At 30.6% G+C, this 19,044-nt stretch carries 19 protein-coding genes and 1 tRNA gene; all 20 read left to right on the forward strand.

Translation table 11 applies throughout. From position 1 onward, the window contains the following. Nucleotides 1–176 precede the first annotated feature (176 nt). The 20 genes from KQI38_RS05660 to clpX all read left to right on the forward strand — a co-directional run bounded on the left by KQI38_RS05660 (nt 177) and on the right by clpX (nt 19,029). On the forward strand, nt 177–1,181 hold the full coding sequence (locus tag KQI38_RS05660) for a beta-ketoacyl-ACP synthase III (RefSeq protein ID WP_246565626.1): 1,005 nt from the start codon (nt 177–179) through the stop codon (nt 1,179–1,181). Further along, a complete protein-coding gene (fabK, locus tag KQI38_RS05665) occupies nt 1,181–2,140 on the forward strand; it encodes an enoyl-[acyl-carrier-protein] reductase FabK (RefSeq protein WP_216556789.1) in 960 nt (319 codons plus the stop codon). The genes KQI38_RS05660 and fabK overlap by 1 nt, the downstream gene beginning before the upstream one ends. Next, on the forward strand, nt 2,133–3,101 hold the full coding sequence (gene fabD / locus KQI38_RS05670; protein ID WP_216556791.1) for an ACP S-malonyltransferase: 969 nt from the start codon (nt 2,133–2,135) through the stop codon (nt 3,099–3,101). Before fabK ends, fabD begins: the two co-directional genes overlap by 8 nt. After that, nucleotides 3,088–3,831 carry a 3-oxoacyl-[acyl-carrier-protein] reductase gene (fabG, locus tag KQI38_RS05675; protein ID WP_216556793.1) on the forward strand — a complete coding sequence of 248 codons (744 nt, stop codon included), beginning with the start codon at nt 3,088–3,090 and terminating at the stop codon, nt 3,829–3,831. The genes fabD and fabG overlap by 14 nt, the downstream gene beginning before the upstream one ends. 140 nt (nt 3,832–3,971) lie before the next feature. After that, nucleotides 3,972–4,205, forward strand: a complete 234-nt coding sequence (gene acpP / locus KQI38_RS05680; protein ID WP_201259926.1) for an acyl carrier protein — start codon at nt 3,972–3,974, stop codon at nt 4,203–4,205. 25 nt (nt 4,206–4,230) lie between these two features. Beyond that, the gene (gene fabF, locus KQI38_RS05685) at nt 4,231–5,469 is read left to right on the forward strand and encodes a beta-ketoacyl-ACP synthase II (RefSeq protein WP_216556796.1); all 1,239 of its coding nucleotides are present in this window, start codon (nt 4,231–4,233) and stop codon (nt 5,467–5,469) included. Between the two features lie 437 nt (nt 5,470–5,906). Next, entirely contained in the window at nt 5,907–6,368 is a 462-nt protein-coding gene (locus KQI38_RS05690) for a hypothetical protein (protein ID WP_216556798.1), read from the forward strand. A gap of 169 nt (nt 6,369–6,537) precedes the next feature. Then, a complete protein-coding gene (locus tag KQI38_RS05695; protein WP_216556800.1) occupies nt 6,538–7,422 on the forward strand; it encodes a TraX family protein in 885 nt (294 codons plus the stop codon). Between the two features lie 227 nt (nt 7,423–7,649). After that, nucleotides 7,650–8,375 carry a LytR/AlgR family response regulator transcription factor gene (locus KQI38_RS05700; RefSeq protein WP_216556802.1) on the forward strand — a complete coding sequence of 242 codons (726 nt, stop codon included), beginning with the start codon at nt 7,650–7,652 and terminating at the stop codon, nt 8,373–8,375. Continuing rightward, nucleotides 8,366–9,649, forward strand: coding sequence for a sensor histidine kinase (locus tag KQI38_RS05705; RefSeq protein ID WP_216556804.1), 1,284 nt, complete (start codon nt 8,366–8,368; stop codon nt 9,647–9,649). Before KQI38_RS05700 ends, KQI38_RS05705 begins: the two co-directional genes overlap by 10 nt. 116 nt (nt 9,650–9,765) lie before the next feature. Next, on the forward strand, nt 9,766–9,909 hold the full coding sequence (locus KQI38_RS05710) for a cyclic lactone autoinducer peptide (RefSeq protein WP_216556806.1): 144 nt from the start codon (nt 9,766–9,768) through the stop codon (nt 9,907–9,909). Nucleotides 9,910–9,911: 2 nt separating this feature from the next. Beyond that, on the forward strand, nt 9,912–10,478 hold the full coding sequence (locus tag KQI38_RS05715; RefSeq protein WP_216556808.1) for an accessory gene regulator ArgB-like protein: 567 nt from the start codon (nt 9,912–9,914) through the stop codon (nt 10,476–10,478). A gap of 409 nt (nt 10,479–10,887) precedes the next feature. Continuing rightward, nucleotides 10,888–11,394: a hypothetical protein gene (locus KQI38_RS05720; RefSeq protein WP_216556810.1), complete on the forward strand. Its 507-nt coding sequence runs from the start codon at nt 10,888–10,890 to the stop codon at nt 11,392–11,394. 457 nt (nt 11,395–11,851) lie between these two features. Next, nucleotides 11,852–13,192: a CCA tRNA nucleotidyltransferase gene (locus KQI38_RS05725; protein ID WP_216556813.1), complete on the forward strand. Its 1,341-nt coding sequence runs from the start codon at nt 11,852–11,854 to the stop codon at nt 13,190–13,192. Between the two features lie 110 nt (nt 13,193–13,302). Next, nucleotides 13,303–14,655 (forward strand): phosphoglucosamine mutase, encoded by a 1,353-nt coding sequence (glmM, locus tag KQI38_RS05730; protein ID WP_216556815.1) that lies wholly within the window; start codon nt 13,303–13,305, stop codon nt 14,653–14,655. A 24-nt stretch (nt 14,656–14,679) separates the two neighbouring features. Further along, nucleotides 14,680–15,516 carry a DegV family protein gene (locus tag KQI38_RS05735; RefSeq protein WP_216556817.1) on the forward strand — a complete coding sequence of 279 codons (837 nt, stop codon included), beginning with the start codon at nt 14,680–14,682 and terminating at the stop codon, nt 15,514–15,516. A gap of 95 nt (nt 15,517–15,611) precedes the next feature. Continuing rightward, a tRNA-Leu gene (locus tag KQI38_RS05740) sits at nt 15,612–15,695 on the forward strand. Between the two features lie 145 nt (nt 15,696–15,840). Then, a complete protein-coding gene (gene tig / locus KQI38_RS05745; protein WP_216556819.1) occupies nt 15,841–17,130 on the forward strand; it encodes a trigger factor in 1,290 nt (429 codons plus the stop codon). Nucleotides 17,131–17,148: 18 nt separating this feature from the next. Then, nucleotides 17,149–17,730, forward strand: a complete 582-nt coding sequence (gene clpP / locus KQI38_RS05750; RefSeq protein WP_094902819.1) for an ATP-dependent Clp endopeptidase proteolytic subunit ClpP — start codon at nt 17,149–17,151, stop codon at nt 17,728–17,730. 18 nt (nt 17,731–17,748) lie between these two features. After that, nucleotides 17,749–19,029: an ATP-dependent Clp protease ATP-binding subunit ClpX gene (gene clpX, locus KQI38_RS05755; RefSeq protein WP_216556821.1), complete on the forward strand. Its 1,281-nt coding sequence runs from the start codon at nt 17,749–17,751 to the stop codon at nt 19,027–19,029. Nucleotides 19,030–19,044 lie beyond the last annotated feature (15 nt).

Genomic DNA, 19,044 nt, shown 5'->3' on the forward strand with positions numbered 1-19,044 from the left:
TTTTAGGGAAAAATTAATGATTGATTATTTTATTATATTCATATATACTAAGTCTTAAAGTTTTATTCATATCATATTAATAATAATCTAAAGAAAATTAATTTGCAAATATTTTTAAAGGAGGTGGTAGATGGGAATAGTAAGTAGTAAATCACAATTTAATATGGAGGTGGAAAATGAAAAACATTTGTGTAGGAATTTCTGGTGTAGGGAGCTATGTACCTGAAAAAATTGTTACCAATCATGATCTCTCCAAGATTGTAGAAACATCAAATGAATGGATTATAGAAAGAACAGGGATACATGAAAGGCGAATAGCAGATGATGATATGGCAACCTCTGATATAGCAACTAAAGCAGCAATAAATGCTTTAGAAGATGCTAAGTTAAGACCAGAAGATATTGATCTTATAATTGTGGCAACAGTAACAGCTGACCATGCTTTCCCATCAACTGCCTGTATAATTCAGAAAAATATAGGAGCAGTAAAAGCGGCAGCATTTGATATAAGTGTAGGATGTTCAGGATTTGTTTATGGATTATCAATAGGAGAAAACTTCATCAAATCAGGGACGTATGATAAGGTTTTAGTCATAGGTGCAGAGACACTATCTAGAGTAGTGGACTGGCAAGAGAGAAATACTTGTGTATTGTTTGGAGATGGTGCAGGAGCTTGTGTACTAGAAAAATGTGAGGAAGGATTTGGAATTCTTTCAATTGAGCTAGGCTCTGACGGTTCTAATGGAGAGGTATTAGTTCAGCCAGCAGGAGGCTCTAGATTACCAGCCAGTATGGACACTGTAGAAAATAGACTTCACTTTATAAAAATGGATGGCAAAGAAGTATTTAAATTTGCTGTAAGGGTCATGGAAAGAGCATCTACCAATGCTTTAAAAAAAGCTAATCTTCAATTGGGAGATTTAGATTTTTTAGTTCCACACCAAGCTAATATGAGAATAATAGATGCAGCAGCTAAGAAGTTAAAACTTGAAAAAGATAGAATTTGTGTAAATCTAAATAAATATGGCAATATGTCTTCAGCCTCTATTCCAGTAGCCCTTGATGAAGCAGTTAAGGATAATAAAATAAATAAGGGTGATAATATACTTTTAGTAGCATTTGGAGCAGGTCTTACTTGGGCTTCAATGACTATAAAATGGAGTAGGAGGAAAGATAGATAATGTGGAAGACTAGAATAACAGATATGTTAAGTATTAGGTATCCTATAATACAAGGAGGCATGGCTTGGGTAGCAACTCATGAATTAGCTGCAGCCGTATCAGAAGCTGGAGGGCTAGGAATCATAGGAGCAGGCAATGCACCAGGAGAAGTAATAAGAGAAGAGATTAGAAAGCTTAAGGAACTGACAGATAAACCATTTGGTGTAAACATTATGTTAATGTCACCTTTTGCTGAGGATATTGTAGGTATAGTATGTGATGAAGGAGTTCCTGTTGTAACTACAGGTGCAGGAAGTCCAGGGAAATATATAAAAAAGCTAAAAGAGCATAATGTAAAAATCATACCTGTAGTACCTACTGTGTCTTTAGCAGTGAGATTAGAGCGAGAAGGCGTTGATGCTATAATAGTAGAAGGAACTGAGGCTGGAGGACATATTGGAGAATTGACTACTATGGTTTTAGTACCTCAAATTGTTGATGCAGTTAAGATTCCTGTTATAGCAGCAGGAGGAATAGGTGATGGAAGAGGATTTTTAGCGACTTTGATTTTAGGAGCAGAAGGAGTGCAGATAGGCACTAGATTTGTATGCTCAACTGAAGCCAAGGTCCATATAAATTATAAAGAAGCTATAGTAAAATCAAAAGATAGGGAGACTTCAGTAACTGGGAGAAGTACTGGTCATCCTGTAAGGGCATTGAAAAATAAATTTACAAGAGAATTTTTGGAACTTGAAAACAGTGGTGCTCCTTTGGAAGAACTAGAGCTATTAGGTTCGGGAAGATTAAAACTAGCTGTAGTAGAAGGAGATATAGACAAAGGGTCTTTGATGTCTGGTCAAATTGCAGGACTTATTAAAGATATTAAGCCATGCAAAGAAATAATAGAGGATATAGTTTCTTCAGCACAGGGAAAACTAGATTCATTGTATTCACTAAAGGAAGGTGATATCAATGGATAAATTAGCATTTATATTTCCTGGGCAAGGATCACAATATGTTGGAATGGGCAGTGATTTTTACGAGAATTTTGCAGAGTCAAAAAAAGTATTTGATGAAGCAAATGAAGTATTAAATATGGATTTAAAGAGTATATGCTTCAATGGCAGTGAAGAAGATTTAAAAAGAACAGAAAATACGCAGCCAGCCATATTAGCTACAAGTATAGCAATACTTAAAGCTATACAATGTAGAGGTATAGATTGTGAATATACAGCAGGACTTAGTTTAGGTGAGTATAGTTCATTAGTTACTAGTGGAAGTATGGAGTTTAGAGATGCTCTTAAAGTTGTAAAAGAGAGAGGTAAATTTATGCAAGAGGCAGTTCCTTTAGGAGTGGGAGGAATGGCTGCAATACTTGGATTAAATAGGGAAAAAATACCTTCTATTTTACAAAAAACTAAGGAATACGGATTAGTTGAAGTAGCAAACTATAATAGTCCAGAACAAATAGTTTTATCAGGAGAATTAAAAGGTCTTCAGATTGCATGTGAAGAAGCAATTAAGCTAGGTGCTAAAAAAGCAGTACCATTGTCTGTATCTGCACCATTTCATTCGTCTTTATTAGTTTCAGCAGGAGAAAAATTGAAGAATGAATTATCTAAAGTAGATATAAAAGATGCCCAAAAGAAGTTTATCTCTAATGTAGATGCTAAGCTCTTATCGAGCAAAGATGAGATCAAGCCAAAACTAATAAACCAAGTAAGTAACTCAGTATTATGGCAGCAATCTGTGGAATGTATGATAAATGAAGGTGTAGATACATTTATAGAAATAGGACCGGGCAAATCTCTCTCAGGATTCGTAAAACGTATTGGCAAAGCTGTGGGTAAGGAAGTAAAAGCCTTGAGTGTCAATGACGTGGTTTCTTTTGAAGAAACGATAAACTATATCAAGGGAGGGAAAGAAGATGAGTCTAAATAATAAAGTAGCATTAATAACTGGAGGATCAAGAGGTATAGGAAAAGAAATCGCCTTAGAGCTAGCAAAAAATGGTGTTAATATAGCAATAACCTATGCTAATAATCTGCAAAAAGCTAAGGAGGTACTAGATGATATAAAATCCTACGAAGTTAAGGCAGTTGCCATAAAGGCAAATGTGTCGGTAGAAGAAGATGTACTACAAATGATAAAGACTATAGAAGATGAATTGGGGACTATAGACATTTTAGTAAATAATGCAGGAGTTACAAAAGATAATTTAATCATCAGGATGAAAGAAGAAGACTGGGATGAGGTAATAGATGTTAACTTAAAGGGTACATTCCTCTGTACTAAGGCAGTATCAAGAATAATGATGAAGAAAAAATATGGAAAGATAATAAATATTACCTCTGTAGTAGGAATAATGGGAAATGCTGGTCAAGGAAACTACAGTGCTTCAAAGGCTGGAGTCATTGGATTTACTAAATCTATGGCAAGAGAATTAGCAAGTCGTGGTATTAGAGTAAATGCCATAGCACCAGGCTTTATTGAAACAGATATGACAGATGTATTGAAGGACGAAATAAAAGAAGCTATGCTAAAATCCATACCATTAAATAGCTTTGGAAATCCAAAAGATATTGCAAATTTAGTAGTATTTTTAGCTAGTGAAAAATCAGACTATATAACAGGCCAAGTAATAAACGTAGATGGCGGAATGCTAATGTAGAAGAAATGCACGATTCACAATTCACAATGCACAATTGCAGGGACGACTTGCAGTCGTCAAATAAGACCCTAGAGATAGACCCAAATAACTGTGAATTGTGAACTGTAAATTCATAATTGATTATAGGGAGGAATATAAAAATGATATTTGAAAAAGTTGTAAATATAATAGCAGAGCAATTAGGAGTAGATGATATAGAGAGCATAACTATGGAGACTTCTATTATGAAGGACTTAGAAGCAGATTCCTTAGATGCAGTAGAGATTATGATGGCACTAGAAGACGAATTTGGAATTACTGTGCCTGATGAAGATGCAGAGAAGTTTAAAAATATTGGAGATATAGTAGAATATGTAGAAGGAAAAACTGAATAATACCTTAATATTGGAGGTAAAAAAATTGAAAAGAGTCGTAATAACGGGATTAGGTGCTATAACACCTATAGGCATAGGGAAGGAAAGTTTCTGGAATTCTCTAACACAAGGAAAATCAGGAGTTGGGCCTATAACTAGATTTGACACAACAGATTTTGACACAAAGATAGGTGCTGAGGTTAAGGACTTTAATCCATCTGATTATATGGATAAGAAGGAAGCTAAAAGGATGGATAGATTTACTCAATATGCAGTAGTAGGTGCAAAGCTAGCCTTAGAAGATGGAAAAATAGACTTAGATAAATTAAACTTAGATAAAGTTGGTGTTGTAATCGGAGTTGGTATCGGTGGCATGGAGACTATGGGAACTGAATTTGCAAAGCTAGGAGATAGAGGACCAAGTAGAGTTAGCCCTTTATATATACCAATGATGATATCAAATATGGCACCTGGACAAATATCCATGACCTTTGGATTCAGAGGTCCAACTATGACAATAACTACAGCCTGTGCATCAGGCACCCATGCTATAGGGGAAGCTTTTAGAATGATAAAATCAGGTAATGTAGATATGATAGTAACAGGTGGAGCAGAAGCGTCTATAACACCTATTTCATTAGCAGGTTTTTGTTCAATGAAAGCTCTTTCAACTAGAAATGATGATCCTATAAAGGCATCACGTCCTTTTGATAAGGAGAGAGATGGATTTGTAATGGGAGAAGGAGCAGGTATATTGATTTTAGAAGAGCTAAATCATGCATTAGCTAGGGGAGCAAATATATATGGTGAAATCGTAGGATATGGTTCTACCTCAGATGCTTTTCATATAACTCAGCCAGATCCAGAGGCAAAGGGAGCATCAAGAGCTATGGAAATGGCACTTAACGAAGCAGAGGCTGATTACCATGATATAGAATATATAAATGCCCATGGTACATCCACGTATTTCAATGACAAACTAGAAACTCTAGCAATAAAAAATGTTTTCAAAGAACATGCAAAGAATATAAATATTAGCTCAACAAAATCAATGACAGGTCATTTACTAGGAGCTGCCGGTGGAATAGAGGCTATAGCAGCTATTATGGCAATAAAGGAAGGGATAATTCCTCCAACTATAAACTATGACAATCCAGATGAGGAATGTGACTTAAACTACACACCAAATAAAGCAGTAAAAAGAGATATAAACTATGCTCTATCAAATTCATTAGGATTTGGTGGACATAATGCAACGGTATTATTTAAAAAATATATAGGTTAGAATGAAAGGACTTTGAGAGATCAAAGTCCTTTTAATTTTAAGGTAAATTACATAAAAACTGTAAGTTTCTACGAAAATATATATAAGTTTCAACAAGTGCCAAAATACAGGATACTTATATGATAAGATCGCATTACTAAAAGTAAAACGGAAAATAATAGGGGGATGATATTTTAAGAAAGGCATTTTTCTATATCATTAGCATTAAGCCTTAGAGAAATAACATTAATTATATCTATATCAATTTTTATATTAAGTTTGATAACTGATAATTATAGACTAGATAAATTATAACAAACATTATGTATTGAGAATCAAATTTCTATATATCTAAAATAGGGGGTGATACTAATGAGAGTATTGGATGATAAATGACAGTTATTTATTAGTTATGTTTCTAGATTTATAAATTGATATTTTGAAAGGGGATTGGGATTATGAAAAAAAGTTTTTTTATTAGTTTGTTAATTTTATGTCTTTTAGTAGCAAATACAGTTGTATTCGCTACTGAGAACAAAACAAATGTTGGCCTTTCTACAATAAAACCATATGAAAGTGAAATTACAATTAGTGGTACTAAAGTTCCTACATCAACGTGGAATATAGCTACTGAAGGTATTTATGAATTTGCAGGTCAAGCAGCATATGAAACTTTATACACAGAATATCTAATAACGGGGAAAACATCTTATGATATTAGTGTTTATAATAAGAAAGGCTATTTAGATTATTTAAATATTGAAGTTTTTAAAAAGAAATTTGGATTTGATGAATCTTTAAAAACACAAAGTATACAGGGGCAAACCACAAAGAACTTTTCTGTTTCTAATTTAAAAACTAGTGATAAAATATATATAGCTTTTTATGTCCCAGTACATGCTAATGGAAGTATAAAATAAACAATAAATAAAGAGATATTAAGTCTTTATGAAATACAGGAAACCTTATATATTAAGTCTAATTTTAACTAACTTTTATATAAGGTTTCTTTATATAACATTAAATAAATGATTCTATAAATAAGAGAGGTTTTACTATATTAACTATATTTTGAAAGGATATTATAAAATGACAAATACAATATTAAAAAGAAGAAATACAACATTTAAAATGACAAGTACTATGTTGAAAATTTTTGCAATGTTATTTATGTTATTTGATCACATTTGGATCTTTATTCCTAATATTCCTTACTTCTTTCATTGGATTGGAAGACTTTCTGCACCAATTTTTATATACTGTTGTGTTTTGGGATTTATTAACACAAAAGATAAGAAGAAATATATTATAAGGTTATACGTTTTTAGCTTAATAATGGGTATAGAAAATTATCTTTTGGATATAAATTTTAATTTTATAAGAACGCTCTTCTTAACTTCTATAATTCTTTTCATTGTTGAAAAGCTTAAATGTAGAGAGAAGAATTCAAAATTATATTTATTTCTTTTTATATTTTGGCAGATAATAACTTCATTACTTATTACTTTTTTAGTATTTAATTCAAATCTAACTGAAAAAAGTCTATATATGATTGTTACCGTATTATTTAATATATTTAATCTTGATGGTGGAATATTATTTATTCTTTTAGGTGTAGCAATGTTTGTTTTCAAAGATTCAAATGAAAAGCTTCTAATATCATTTATATTAATTACATGTATTTTTGTTGCTTTGTTTAATACTAACTTATTGTCAAGAGTTTCTAGTTTATTAGGTCTACGTGGTAAATATGCTGCAATATTTAATTCTATCTTTAACCTTTTATTTCAGGCTCATCCTTCTGTTGCAAATGCAGATTTGTTTTATGGCAATCCCCAGTGGATGATGATTTTTTCACTGATATTTATTTTTATGTATAATGGAGAGAAAGGAAAAGGGTTTAAATATTTATTTTATATCTTTTATCCATTACATATAGCTATACTATTTTTTATGCAATCTATATTATTTTAATTTTAAGTTCAAATGTAGCCGTAAACATTGTCTAAAATTAATACAATAAAATTGAAGTTAAATAAATGTTAAAATGGTTTAAAATAGAATTAGGGAGATAGAAAATCTATCTCCTTGTTTCGATTAGACAATTATATAAGATTATAGTAAAATAAAGTCAAAAATATATTGCACAAATTGGAAATTGCTAATAACCTAATATTTAACCTTGGGGAAGGTGATATTCAATGTTAAGAATAGCCATATGTGATGATGAAAAATCAATATGTAATCAATTAGAAGAAATTTTAGAGAAACTTGGAAGAGAATTTCTAGAGGATATACAAATAGATATTTTTTACTCTGGGGAGGAATTATGTCAATACTTAGCTGTAAATAATTATTTTGATATTATTTTTCTTGATATTGAACTAAAAATAATGAACGGTGTAGAAGTAGGACAAGTAATAAGGGATAGGATGTTAAATGAAACTACCCAGATCATTTATATCTCAGGTAAAGAATCTTATGCAATGGAGCTCTTTAAGATAAGACCATTAGATTTTATTATTAAACCTTTCAACTATGAGAAGATAAAGGAAATATTCAAGATTGCATTGAGAATTATTCAAAAAAATGAAAATATTTTTCAATATAAAATTGGACATACAACTTATAATGTATTAATAAAAAATATTTTGTATTTTGAAAGTAGAAATAGAGAAATCATAATTCATGAAATAAATGGTACAGAAGTATTTTATGGAAAATTGAAAGATGTGTATGAAAGCTTAAGGCGATTCAAATTTATTCAGATTCATAAATCCTATTTAGTTAATTACAATCATGTTATTAAACTTGAATATCATCAAGTTACTATGTCTAGCAAGGTGATACTGCCTATTAGCCAAGCAAATAGAAAGCGGATAAGAGAATTACAACTAGAACTAGAGAGGGATAGAATATGGGGTTAAATATCCATGATTATGTTTACTTAATAACTAGTATTTTTGGAACATATACTATTTATAAATTTATGGAGGTATTTTTTGATACCAGTAAAACAAATAAAAAGGTGGAGTTTTTTTCTTATATAATTTATTTTGTATTAATTAGTGTAATATATTTAGCTTTAAATATTCCTATATTAAATTTGATATCGAATATATTGCTTTATTTTGCATTATCCTTTAATTACAAAGCATCATTAAAGAGTAGAATTATTTCTGTTTTATTTATTTATATGATTTTGATATCCATAGAAAGTACAATTGTCTTGTTATCGGGATTTGTCTATACTCATGGTCTTAATAGAAATCCACTATATTCATCAATAATCGGAATGATTACTATTAAAGTAGTTTCATATATGGTTGCGCTGATAATGGGAGGCTATAAAAACATAAAAAAAGGCACAGATATTCCGAGTATTTACTGGATATCTATATTCTTAATACCATTGGGAAGCTTGTATATTATCTTAACTCTTTTACAGAATTTTAATCTAAATATTTATATCGTTACAAGTTGTATTATTATACTGTTTTTAATAAATATAATTGTTTTTTATTTATATGATACTTTAAGCAAAGTATTTAAAGATACAATTGAAAAATTAGCATTAGAAGAACAAAACAAATATTACCAAAGGCAGCTTGAGATTATAGATAATTCTTATAATAATATCAAGTTTGTACGCCATGATATGCAGAATCATTTAACAGCTCTAAGAGGATATATAGAAAAAGAGGAAAAAGAAAAGGCTATTAATTACATCTCTGAGATCAATGATATTACTTGTGAAAAGAAAGAACTTTCCAGCTCTGGAAATATAAATATAGATAGCATTCTAAACTATAAATTACAAGAAGCACAATCAAAAGGAATTTTAATATCACTAGAATTGAAGGTTCCTTACAAGCTTAATATATCTTCCCTCGACACAGTAGTAATTTTAGGAAATTTATTAGATAATGCTATAGAGGCTAGTTCTAAAGTTAAAAATGATAAAAAAATTGATATTAAAATTAAATATAAAAATAGTATATTGTTTATTTATATTAGCAATACCTTCAATGGTTCCATTATTTATGAAGGCGAGAAAATAAGAACAACTAAAGAGGATAAAGGAAATCATGGCATAGGGTTAGTTAATATAGAAAATATCCTAAAGAAATATAACGGGACTATGAAAATATATCATACTGAAAATAAGTTTAATGTTGATATATTGATGTATATTGATTAAAAACTTTAAGTTTCTACAAAAATACATATAAATTTCAACAACTTCTAAAATGTGACATATTTAATATGATAATATAAATTTAACAGAAATAGAAAATAACAGGGGGGACGATCTATTTGAAAAAAGTTATATTAAAATTTAGTGGAATTATTGCAAGTTTGGCATTGATGGTAACATCTATGAATGTAAATTCAACATGTATATACCTTGCATATCAACCTGAGTTACCAAAAAGTGCAGAAAAGTTACGTAAGAATTAGTAATGAATAGCATATTAGAAAGACTAACAAATCATTTTGTTGTAAACGAGGTAATAAGAGATGAAGATAGGGAGATTTACTATTATGGGTTATATCAGGGATTTTTAATTATAGTAAATATTATAACAGCAATTATAATAGGGGTCATATTTAGGATGGTTTGGCAAAGTATTCTATTCATGCTAGCATATGTTCCTTTACGAACATATGGAGGAGGATACCATGCTAAAACTGAAGGGAGGTGCTATTTGATTTCTATAGCTTTAGCTTCAGGAGTACTTTTAGCAATCAAGTTTATTCTAATGACAGATTTGAATATTCTAGGTTTAACTGGAATGGGAGGAATTATAATTTTTGGACTAGCACCCATAGAAGATAGTAATAAACCTTTGAATCAAGTGGAAAAGAGAGTGTTTAGAATAAGGACAAGGGTTGTTTTAACTTTACAAGTACTAATTGTTATATTAACAAATGCATTGGATTTTAAAGAGATAGCATTGGTTATATCTATATCAATTTTTACATTAAGTTTGATGTTGATTCTAGGGAAAATAAGAATTACAGACTAAATAAATTATAATAGACATTATGTATTGAGAAGTAAATTTTTATATGTTTAAATAAGAAGTGATATCAATAAGAATATTTGATAATAATAGACAGCTATTTATCAGTTATATTGGCAGGTTTATAAACTGATATTTTGAAAAGGGATTAGTGGTAAAGAAATTTAAATTAGTTTTTTAATTTTATGTTTTTAAGTGTGAGGACCTATGACAAACCAAACATGGTGGGTTATATATTTGATTTTAACAAAGAAAAAGTTGAAGCTTTGAATACAGTGTTTACAAGCATTATGAGTTATGATACGCACTAACATCTATATATGGAGGTGATTCTGATGAAAAGTTAAGAGAACGCCATCGGAATCAAGCTGTTTAGATGAGTCTTGGGTTTTAAATATAAGGAGGTTATTTAATGAAGCCAATGAGAGTATTTTGTATAATGCTTATATCTACTATATTATTGTCATTTTCTAGCTTGCCGATATTTGCTGAGAGTATAGCGAATAGTGAGGATATCTTTATAATGAGTAACTATGAAGATGAGTATACAAATGATGTACATGAAGAAAATGGATGGGGTATAGTAGTTTTTTCTGAAGAAGGTGAAACAGTTATTGAATTTATTATTGATGTTCCTGATTTCGAGGAAGACCTTATATCAGAAATAGTGGGGAAAATGATTTTTGAAGAATCAAATCAAAAAAATGGTGAAGAACCTAGCTATCAAGAGGTAAAGCCTAGTGGCATCACTTGTTGTGACAGAACAAGTTGGAGACGCTATAAACTTGAAGTTCATTCGAGAACAAGTCCTACTTGTTATGTAGATGTTTATGATTTTTTCGTTTGTGATAATTGCGGAGCATCCTATAGAGAATATAAAGAATCATATTCTCATTTACGTGCAAATTGTCCATATTAATAAAATGTAATATGAATTAAGAACAATTATTATTGAGATATCTCTTAATATATAAAGGACTTTGAATCTATTTTCAAAGTCCTTTTATCTTGATATTTTATCCTAGAAAAATTCATCCTTAATTAGAAATCTTATTTATTATATCTTAACTTCCTGCCAAGCAGAAAAGGATAGTGTAACCATATTAGAAAATAAGAAAACAATAATCTAGAAAATGAATTTATAGTAAATATTACTGTTAATAGAATAAATAAATTGGTTGATTTTTATTACCTAAAATTGAAGAACCAATATTAAGTCAATATTAAGAGATATATTATTGAATAAAATTATTTTATTTATATATCTTAAACGAAAGGCTTTGGAAATCATTCCAAAGCCTTTTGCTGTATAAAAAAACTTGTCTATCACAAATACTATGCTATACTAAAAGAAGATAATATACTGGAGTGATATTATGGTATTTAATATTCCAATATATGTGGAAATAATCATAGATAGACTTGAAGAAAAAGGTTTTGATGCATATATAGTAGGAGGATCTGTTAGAGATATATTAATAGGAAGAGATCCATCTGATTTTGATGTGACTACAGATGCTTTGCCAGAGGAAATAGAAGAAATATTTAAAGACTTTACAACATTGGAAGTGGGGAAAAAATTTGGTACAGTAGTTGTAGTACAGGATGAAGGAATTGTAGAAGTAACTACCTTTAGAGCTGATGGAGAATACATAGATGGAAGAAGACCAGAAAAGGTATATTTTTCAAAAAATATTCTCGATGATTTATCTCGTAGGGATTTCACTATCAATGCTATGGCATATAATAAGAAGATAGGGGTCATAGATTATTTTAATGGAAAAGAAGATTTAGAGAAAAAGACAATAAGAGCTGTAGGGAATCCTCATGAGAGAATGAGAGAAGATTATTTAAGAATTATGAGAGCCATAAGGTTTGCAGCACAACTAGAATTCTCCATTGATGATTCTACCTTTGAATCATGCAAACTATATAGTGAACATATAGCTACCATTAGCATAGAAAGAATTAGGGAAGAATTTTTCAAGATACTATTATCAAAAACACCTTCCTATGGAATTAGATTAATGAAGGATATAGGAGTACTTGATATAATATTACCGGAAATGATAAAAGCAATAGGATTTGATCAGCATAATCCACATCATGATAAGGATGTATTTGAGCATATATTATGTGTATTAGATAAAACATCACCTAATTTACATCTAAGGCTTGCAGCTTTATTTCATGATATAGGGAAACCATATACCTTAACTATAGATGAAAAAGGCGTTGGTCATTTTTATGGCCATGACAAATTAGGAGCTAAAATGGCTAAAGAAATATTACAAAGATGGAAGGCTCCCAATGAATTGGTTGAAAAAGTTAGACTACTAATATATAAGCATATGACTCAGCATGCTAATCTAAAGGAAAAAGGACTAAAAAAATTATTATCTATTTTTGGAGAAGATGAGATATTTACTTTATTAGAATTACAGAAGGCTGATAGGTCTTGTTCAAATGAAGAGGCTGATATAAAAGATTTATTAGAAAGAGAAGGAAAAATAAAGGATATTATAGAAAATAAAGAAGTGTACGAAAAAAATCAATTAGCAATTAATGGCTATGATGTGATAGAATTAGGGTATAAACAAGGAAAAATAATAGGTGAAATTTTAGATTATTTGTTAGAAAAAGTATTAGAAAAACCTGAGTTAAATGATAAGAAAAAATTGATAGAAATCATAAAAGAAAAATTTAAACTTAATTAATGGTGAAAAGTGAATAGTTTTATGTCAGATTTTTAGGTCTTAAGGCTTTTGACTATTAGTTATTAACTATTAGCTATTCACTGAATTTAAAGTTGGGAGTGTTAATTAAAATGGGAAAATTATTTGGTACAGATGGCATTAGAGGAATTGCAAACAAGGATTTAACCCCGGAGATGGCATTTAATGTAGGTAGGGCAGGGGCTTATATATTATCTAAGGGAAGCAAAGGTAAAATAGTAGTAGGTAAAGATACAAGGGCTTCAGGAGATATGCTAGAAGCTGCTATAACAGCAGGAATTTGTTCTATGGGGCTAGATGTAATATCTGTAGGCATCATACCTACTCCAGCTGTAGCATATTTAACTCGAAAATATGAAGCACTAGCAGGTATAGTTATATCTGCATCACATAACCCTGGAGAGTATAATGGAATTAAATTCTTTGACTATCAAGGATTTAAATTGCCAGATGGAGTAGAGGACGAAATAGAAGATATTATATTAAACAAAAAAGAATTAGAGATTAGACCTGTAGGAGATAAGATAGGTAAAGTAATCGCCGAAGAAAATGGTAGCAAGGATTATATAGATTACCTAATTTCCACAGTAAATATAGATTTAAATGGAGTTAAGATAGCAATGGATTGTGGTCATGGTGCATTATATAAAATCGCTCCAGAAATCATTAGAAAACTTGGAGGAGAAGTAATAGTTATAAATACAGATCCAACAGGAATGAATATAAATGACGACTGTGGTTCAACTAATCCAAAGATGATTCAGGAATTGGTATTAAAAGAGAAGGCAGATATTGGCATATCTTTTGACGGAGATGGAGACCGAATAATAGCTGTAGATGAGTTAGGAAATATACTTGATGGAGATCATATATTGTCTATTTGTGGTTCTTATCTCTACAAAAAAGGGAAACTAAAGAATAACACTGTAGTAGGTACAATTATGACCAATATGGGTCTAGATATGTTTCTAAAAGAAAATGATATAAACATTGTGAAAACTGCAGTTGGAGATAGATATATATTAGAAGAAATGGTTCGTTCAGGCTATGTACTAGGAGGAGAGCAATCAGGTCATATAATTTTCTTAGATTATAATACTACAGGTGATGGTTTGGCTACAGGGCTTCATTTGCTTGAAGTAATGAAAGAATCTAAAAGAGCTATGTCCGAACTTAATAATTTAATGACAAATTTCCCGCAGGTTCTTGTTAATGCCAAAGTTAAGAATGAATTAAAGTATAAGTATAATGAAAATGAAGAAATAATGAAAGAGATAAAAAAAGTTGAAGAGATTTTTCATGGGCAAGGTAGGGTTGTTATAAGGCCTTCAGGTACAGAACCTTTAGTTAGGGTGATGATTGAAGCGAAAGAAGATATTGGATTATTAAAAATTGCATCTGATTTAGCTAAATTTATTGAAGATAGAATAGGAATTAACTCTTAATAAAATACTTTATGAGGTGATGAGATGAATTACAAAATCGTAGCAGACAGTAGCTGTGATTTAAACGAAGCATTAAAAGAGCAGCTCAACATTAAACTAGTTCCATTTAAAATAGATGTAGATGATAAGAAATTTATAGATGATGAAGAAATGAATACGATGGAACTAATAGATGCAATGAAGAATAGTCCAAATCCAGTTAGAACTTCATGCCCTTCACCAGGAGATTTTGTATCTGAGTATAGAAAGGCCGATAATATATTTGCGGTTACAATATCAGGACAATTAAGTGGCACATATAATTCTGCAGTATTAGCAAAAGATATGATACAGGAAGAAGAGCCTGAAAAATTTGTTCATGTTTTTGATTCAAGGTCAGCTAGTATTGGAGAAACCTTAGTAGCCATGAAGATACAAGAATTAATAGAAAAGCAACTAAATAATTTTGAAATAGTTGAAAAGGTAGAAAGTTATATTAATGGAATGAAAACATTTTTTATTTTGGAAAGTCTAGATAACTTAATAAAGAATGGAAGAATTTCTAGGACAAAGGGATTAATAGCTAATGTATTAAATTTAAAACCTATAATGGGATCTACTGATAACGGAGAAATAAAGCTTGTTGAAAATGTAAGGGGAACTAAAAAGGCATTTAAAAGATTAATTGAAATAATTGGAGAAACTGGGGAAAAATTTGAAGAGAAGATTCTAGCTATTTCTCATGTTAATGCTTTTGAGAGAGCGCAAGAGTTAAAAAATGAGATTCAGGATAAATATAATTTTAAAGATATTATTCTAGTTAAAACAGCAGGACTTAGTACTGCATATGCAAACGATGGAGGAATTATTTTAGTTTTTTAAAGACAATAGAAAATCTTTTTTAAGATAAAAAAATATATTGACAAGTACAAATGGCATGTTATAATAATAAAGTAAGTAAAAATTACTTTATTCATGCGGGAGTGGCGGAACTGGCAGACGCGCTAGACTTAGGATCTAGTGTCATTGACGTGGGGGTTCAAGTCCTCTTTCCCGCACCATGTTTAAACCAGTGGATTTGTACCATTGGTTTTTTTACTATGTTTTGTTATATATAATATTGGATATTATTATTTGTTATGTTATAATTTTATGATATAATAGATTAGCTAAAAATGGATAAATAGATAGGGGAGGAAATTGCAAATGAAGGCGATTCTAGAAAAAAAAGAAAACAATAAAGCTACTTTTACTTTTGAAATATCAGAGAGAAATTTCGAAGAAGCATTACAAAAAGCATATTTACAAAATAGAGGAAAATTTAATATTCCAGGATTTAGAAAAGGAAAAGTTCCAAGAAAAATTATTGAAATGAACTATGGAGCAGAAATTTTCTATGAAGAAGCTATTAATATAATTTTACCAAATGCCTACAATGATGCAGTTGAAGAATTGGGATTAGAGCCAGTAGATCAACCAGAAGTACACATTGAAGAAATTGAAAAAAGTAAACCGATAATTGTTAAAATAGAAGTAGCAGTAAAACCAGAAGTAGTTCTTGGAGATTACAAAAGTATAGAAATTGAAAAAGTAGAGTATAATGTAACAGACGAGCATGTAGAAGACGAACTAAAATCAGTTCAAGAAATGAACGGAAGAATAATTGATGCAGGAGATAGAGTGGTTAAAGTTGGAGATATTTTAACTATCGATTATGCAGGATATGTTGATGGAGCTCAATTTGATGGTGGAACTGCTGAAGGTCAAACTTTAGAAATAGGTTCAGGGAGATTTATTCCAGGTTTTGAAGAACAATTAGTGGGTAAAAATAAAAGTGAAGAAGTAGATGTAGTTGTGACTTTCCCAGAAGAATATCATGCTGAAGATTTAAAAGGTAAAGAAGCTACTTTTAAGGTAACAATTCATGAAATAAAGGAGAAAGAATTACCAGAATTGGATGACGAATTTGCAAAAGATGTATCTGAATTTGATACTATAGAAGAATATAAAAATAGTATTAGAGAAAAACTAGAAGAAGAATTTAAAAACAAAGAAGAAGTAGAAAATGAAAATAACTTGATAGAGAAAGTAATAGAAATCTGTGAAGTGGATATACCAGAAGTTATGATAGATTCTCAATTAGAAAATGAATTAGGAGAATTTGATTATAGAATGAGAATGCAAGGTATTAACTTAGAGCAATACCTACAAATAACTAATTCAACAGAAGAAAGCTTAAAAGAGCAGCTAAGACCTATGGCAGAGAAGAGAGTTAGAGGAGACATAATTCTTGAAGCTATTGGCAAGGCTGAGAATATAGAAGTAACAGAAGAAGATATAGATAAAGAATTAGAAAAAATGGCAGATTCTTACAAACAAGAAAATAAAGAACAGTTTATTAAAGATATGAGAAGAGGAGATTTATCCTTCTTAGAGACAGCTATTACAAATCAAAAGGTTATTGAGTTATTAAAGGCAAATGCTAAATTCAAATAATTATTGGAGGGATGTAAAATGGCTTTAGTTCCTATGGTTGTAGAACAAACAAACAGAGGAGAAAGATCCTATGATATTTACTCTAGATTATTAAAAGAAAGAATAGTATTTTTAGGTGATGAAGTTAATGATGTTACTGCAAATTTAGTAGTAGCTCAATTGTTATTCCTTGAATCAGAAGATCCAGATAAAGATATTCAACTTTATATAAATAGTCCAGGTGGCTCAGTAAGTGCAGGGTTTGCTATATTTGATACTATGCAATATATTAAACCAGATGTATCAACTATCTGTATGGGTATGGCAGCTAGTATGGGTGCTTTCTTGCTTGCTGCTGGTACAAAGGGAAAGAGATTTGCATTACCTAATGCTGATATTATGATACATCAACCTTTAGGTGGAGCTAAAGGTCAGGCAGAGGACATTAGAATTCAAGCAGAAAAGATAATTGAGATAAGAGAAAGAATCAATAAAATATTAGCTGAAAGAACTGGTCAGCCGCTAGAAAAGGTATCTAGAGATACAGACAGAGATTATTATATGACAGCTGAAGAAGCTAAGGAATATGGTATAATAGATGCTGTAATATCAAGAAAATAAATTAAGTGAGGTGTCATCGTGGCTAAATATGATGAAAAACAGCTTCGTTGCTCTTTTTGTGGAAAGCCACAGGAACAAGTTAGGAGACTTATTGCTGGACCCAATGTTTATATATGTAATGAATGTATAGAGCTATGTCAGGAGATAATTGAAGAAGAATTTATCGATAACTTCGATTATGAGATACAAGACTTACCTAAGCCTATTGTTATAAAAGAGACTCTAGATGATTATGTTATAAAACAAGAAAGGGCCAAAAGAGCTTTAGCTGTAGCAGTTTATAATCATTACAAGCGAATAAATAAAAAACCAACAAAAAATAATGATATTGAACTTCAAAAGAGTAATATTGTTATGTTGGGGCCTACGGGTTCAGGGAAAACTCTGCTTGCTCAAACCTTAGCAAAGATACTGAATGTACCCTTTGCTATAGCAGATGCCACTTCTTTAACAGAAGCTGGATATGTGGGTGAAGATGTTGAAAATATAATATTAAAACTTATTCAAGCAGCAGATTATGACATTGAAAGAGCTGAAAAAGGGATAATATATATAGATGAGATAGACAAAGTGGCTAGAAAAACTGAAAACCCGTCTATTACAAGAGATGTAAGCGGTGAAGGTGTGCAGCAAGCATTATTAAAGATTCTTGAGGGAACTGTTGCAAATGTTCCGCCTCAAGGAGGAAGAAAACATCCACATCAAGAGTTTATTCAAGTGGATACAACTAATATATTATTTATAGTTGGAGGAGCTTTTGATGGATTAGATAAGATAATTCAAAATCGTGTAGGTAAAAAATCTATGGGATTTGGAGCAGAAGTATCATCTCAAAAGGATGTAAAAATTGGAGAACTTTTAAAATACTTACAGCCTGAAGATCTTCTGAAATTTGGATTGATTCCAGAGTTTGTTGGAAGGCTACCTGTTATGGTTACTCTAGAAGAACTAGATGAGGAATCATTAGTTAAAATCCTTACAGAACCAAAAAATGCTCTTATAAAACAATATAAAGAGTTGTTTTCAATGGATGGGGTAGATCTTGAGTTTGAAGATGGGGCTCTTCTTTCCATAGCTAAAAAGGCAATCGAAAGAAAAACAGGCGCAAGAGGACTTAGAAGTATAATAGAAGAAACCTTGCTAGATATTATGTATGAACTCCCTTCAAGAGATGATATAGAGAAATGTGTTATAACAAAAGAAACAATAGAAAACAAGGTAGAGCCTACTTTGGTACTCTCAGATAGAAAAAAGAAAAGTAGGTCTAAGAAAACTAGTAACAAGGAATCTGCATCTTAAAGGCTCACATTTGTG

Source organism: Tissierella carlieri (genome assembly GCF_018917285.1).
GTDB lineage: Bacteria > Bacillota > Clostridia > Tissierellales > Tissierellaceae > Tissierella > Tissierella carlieri.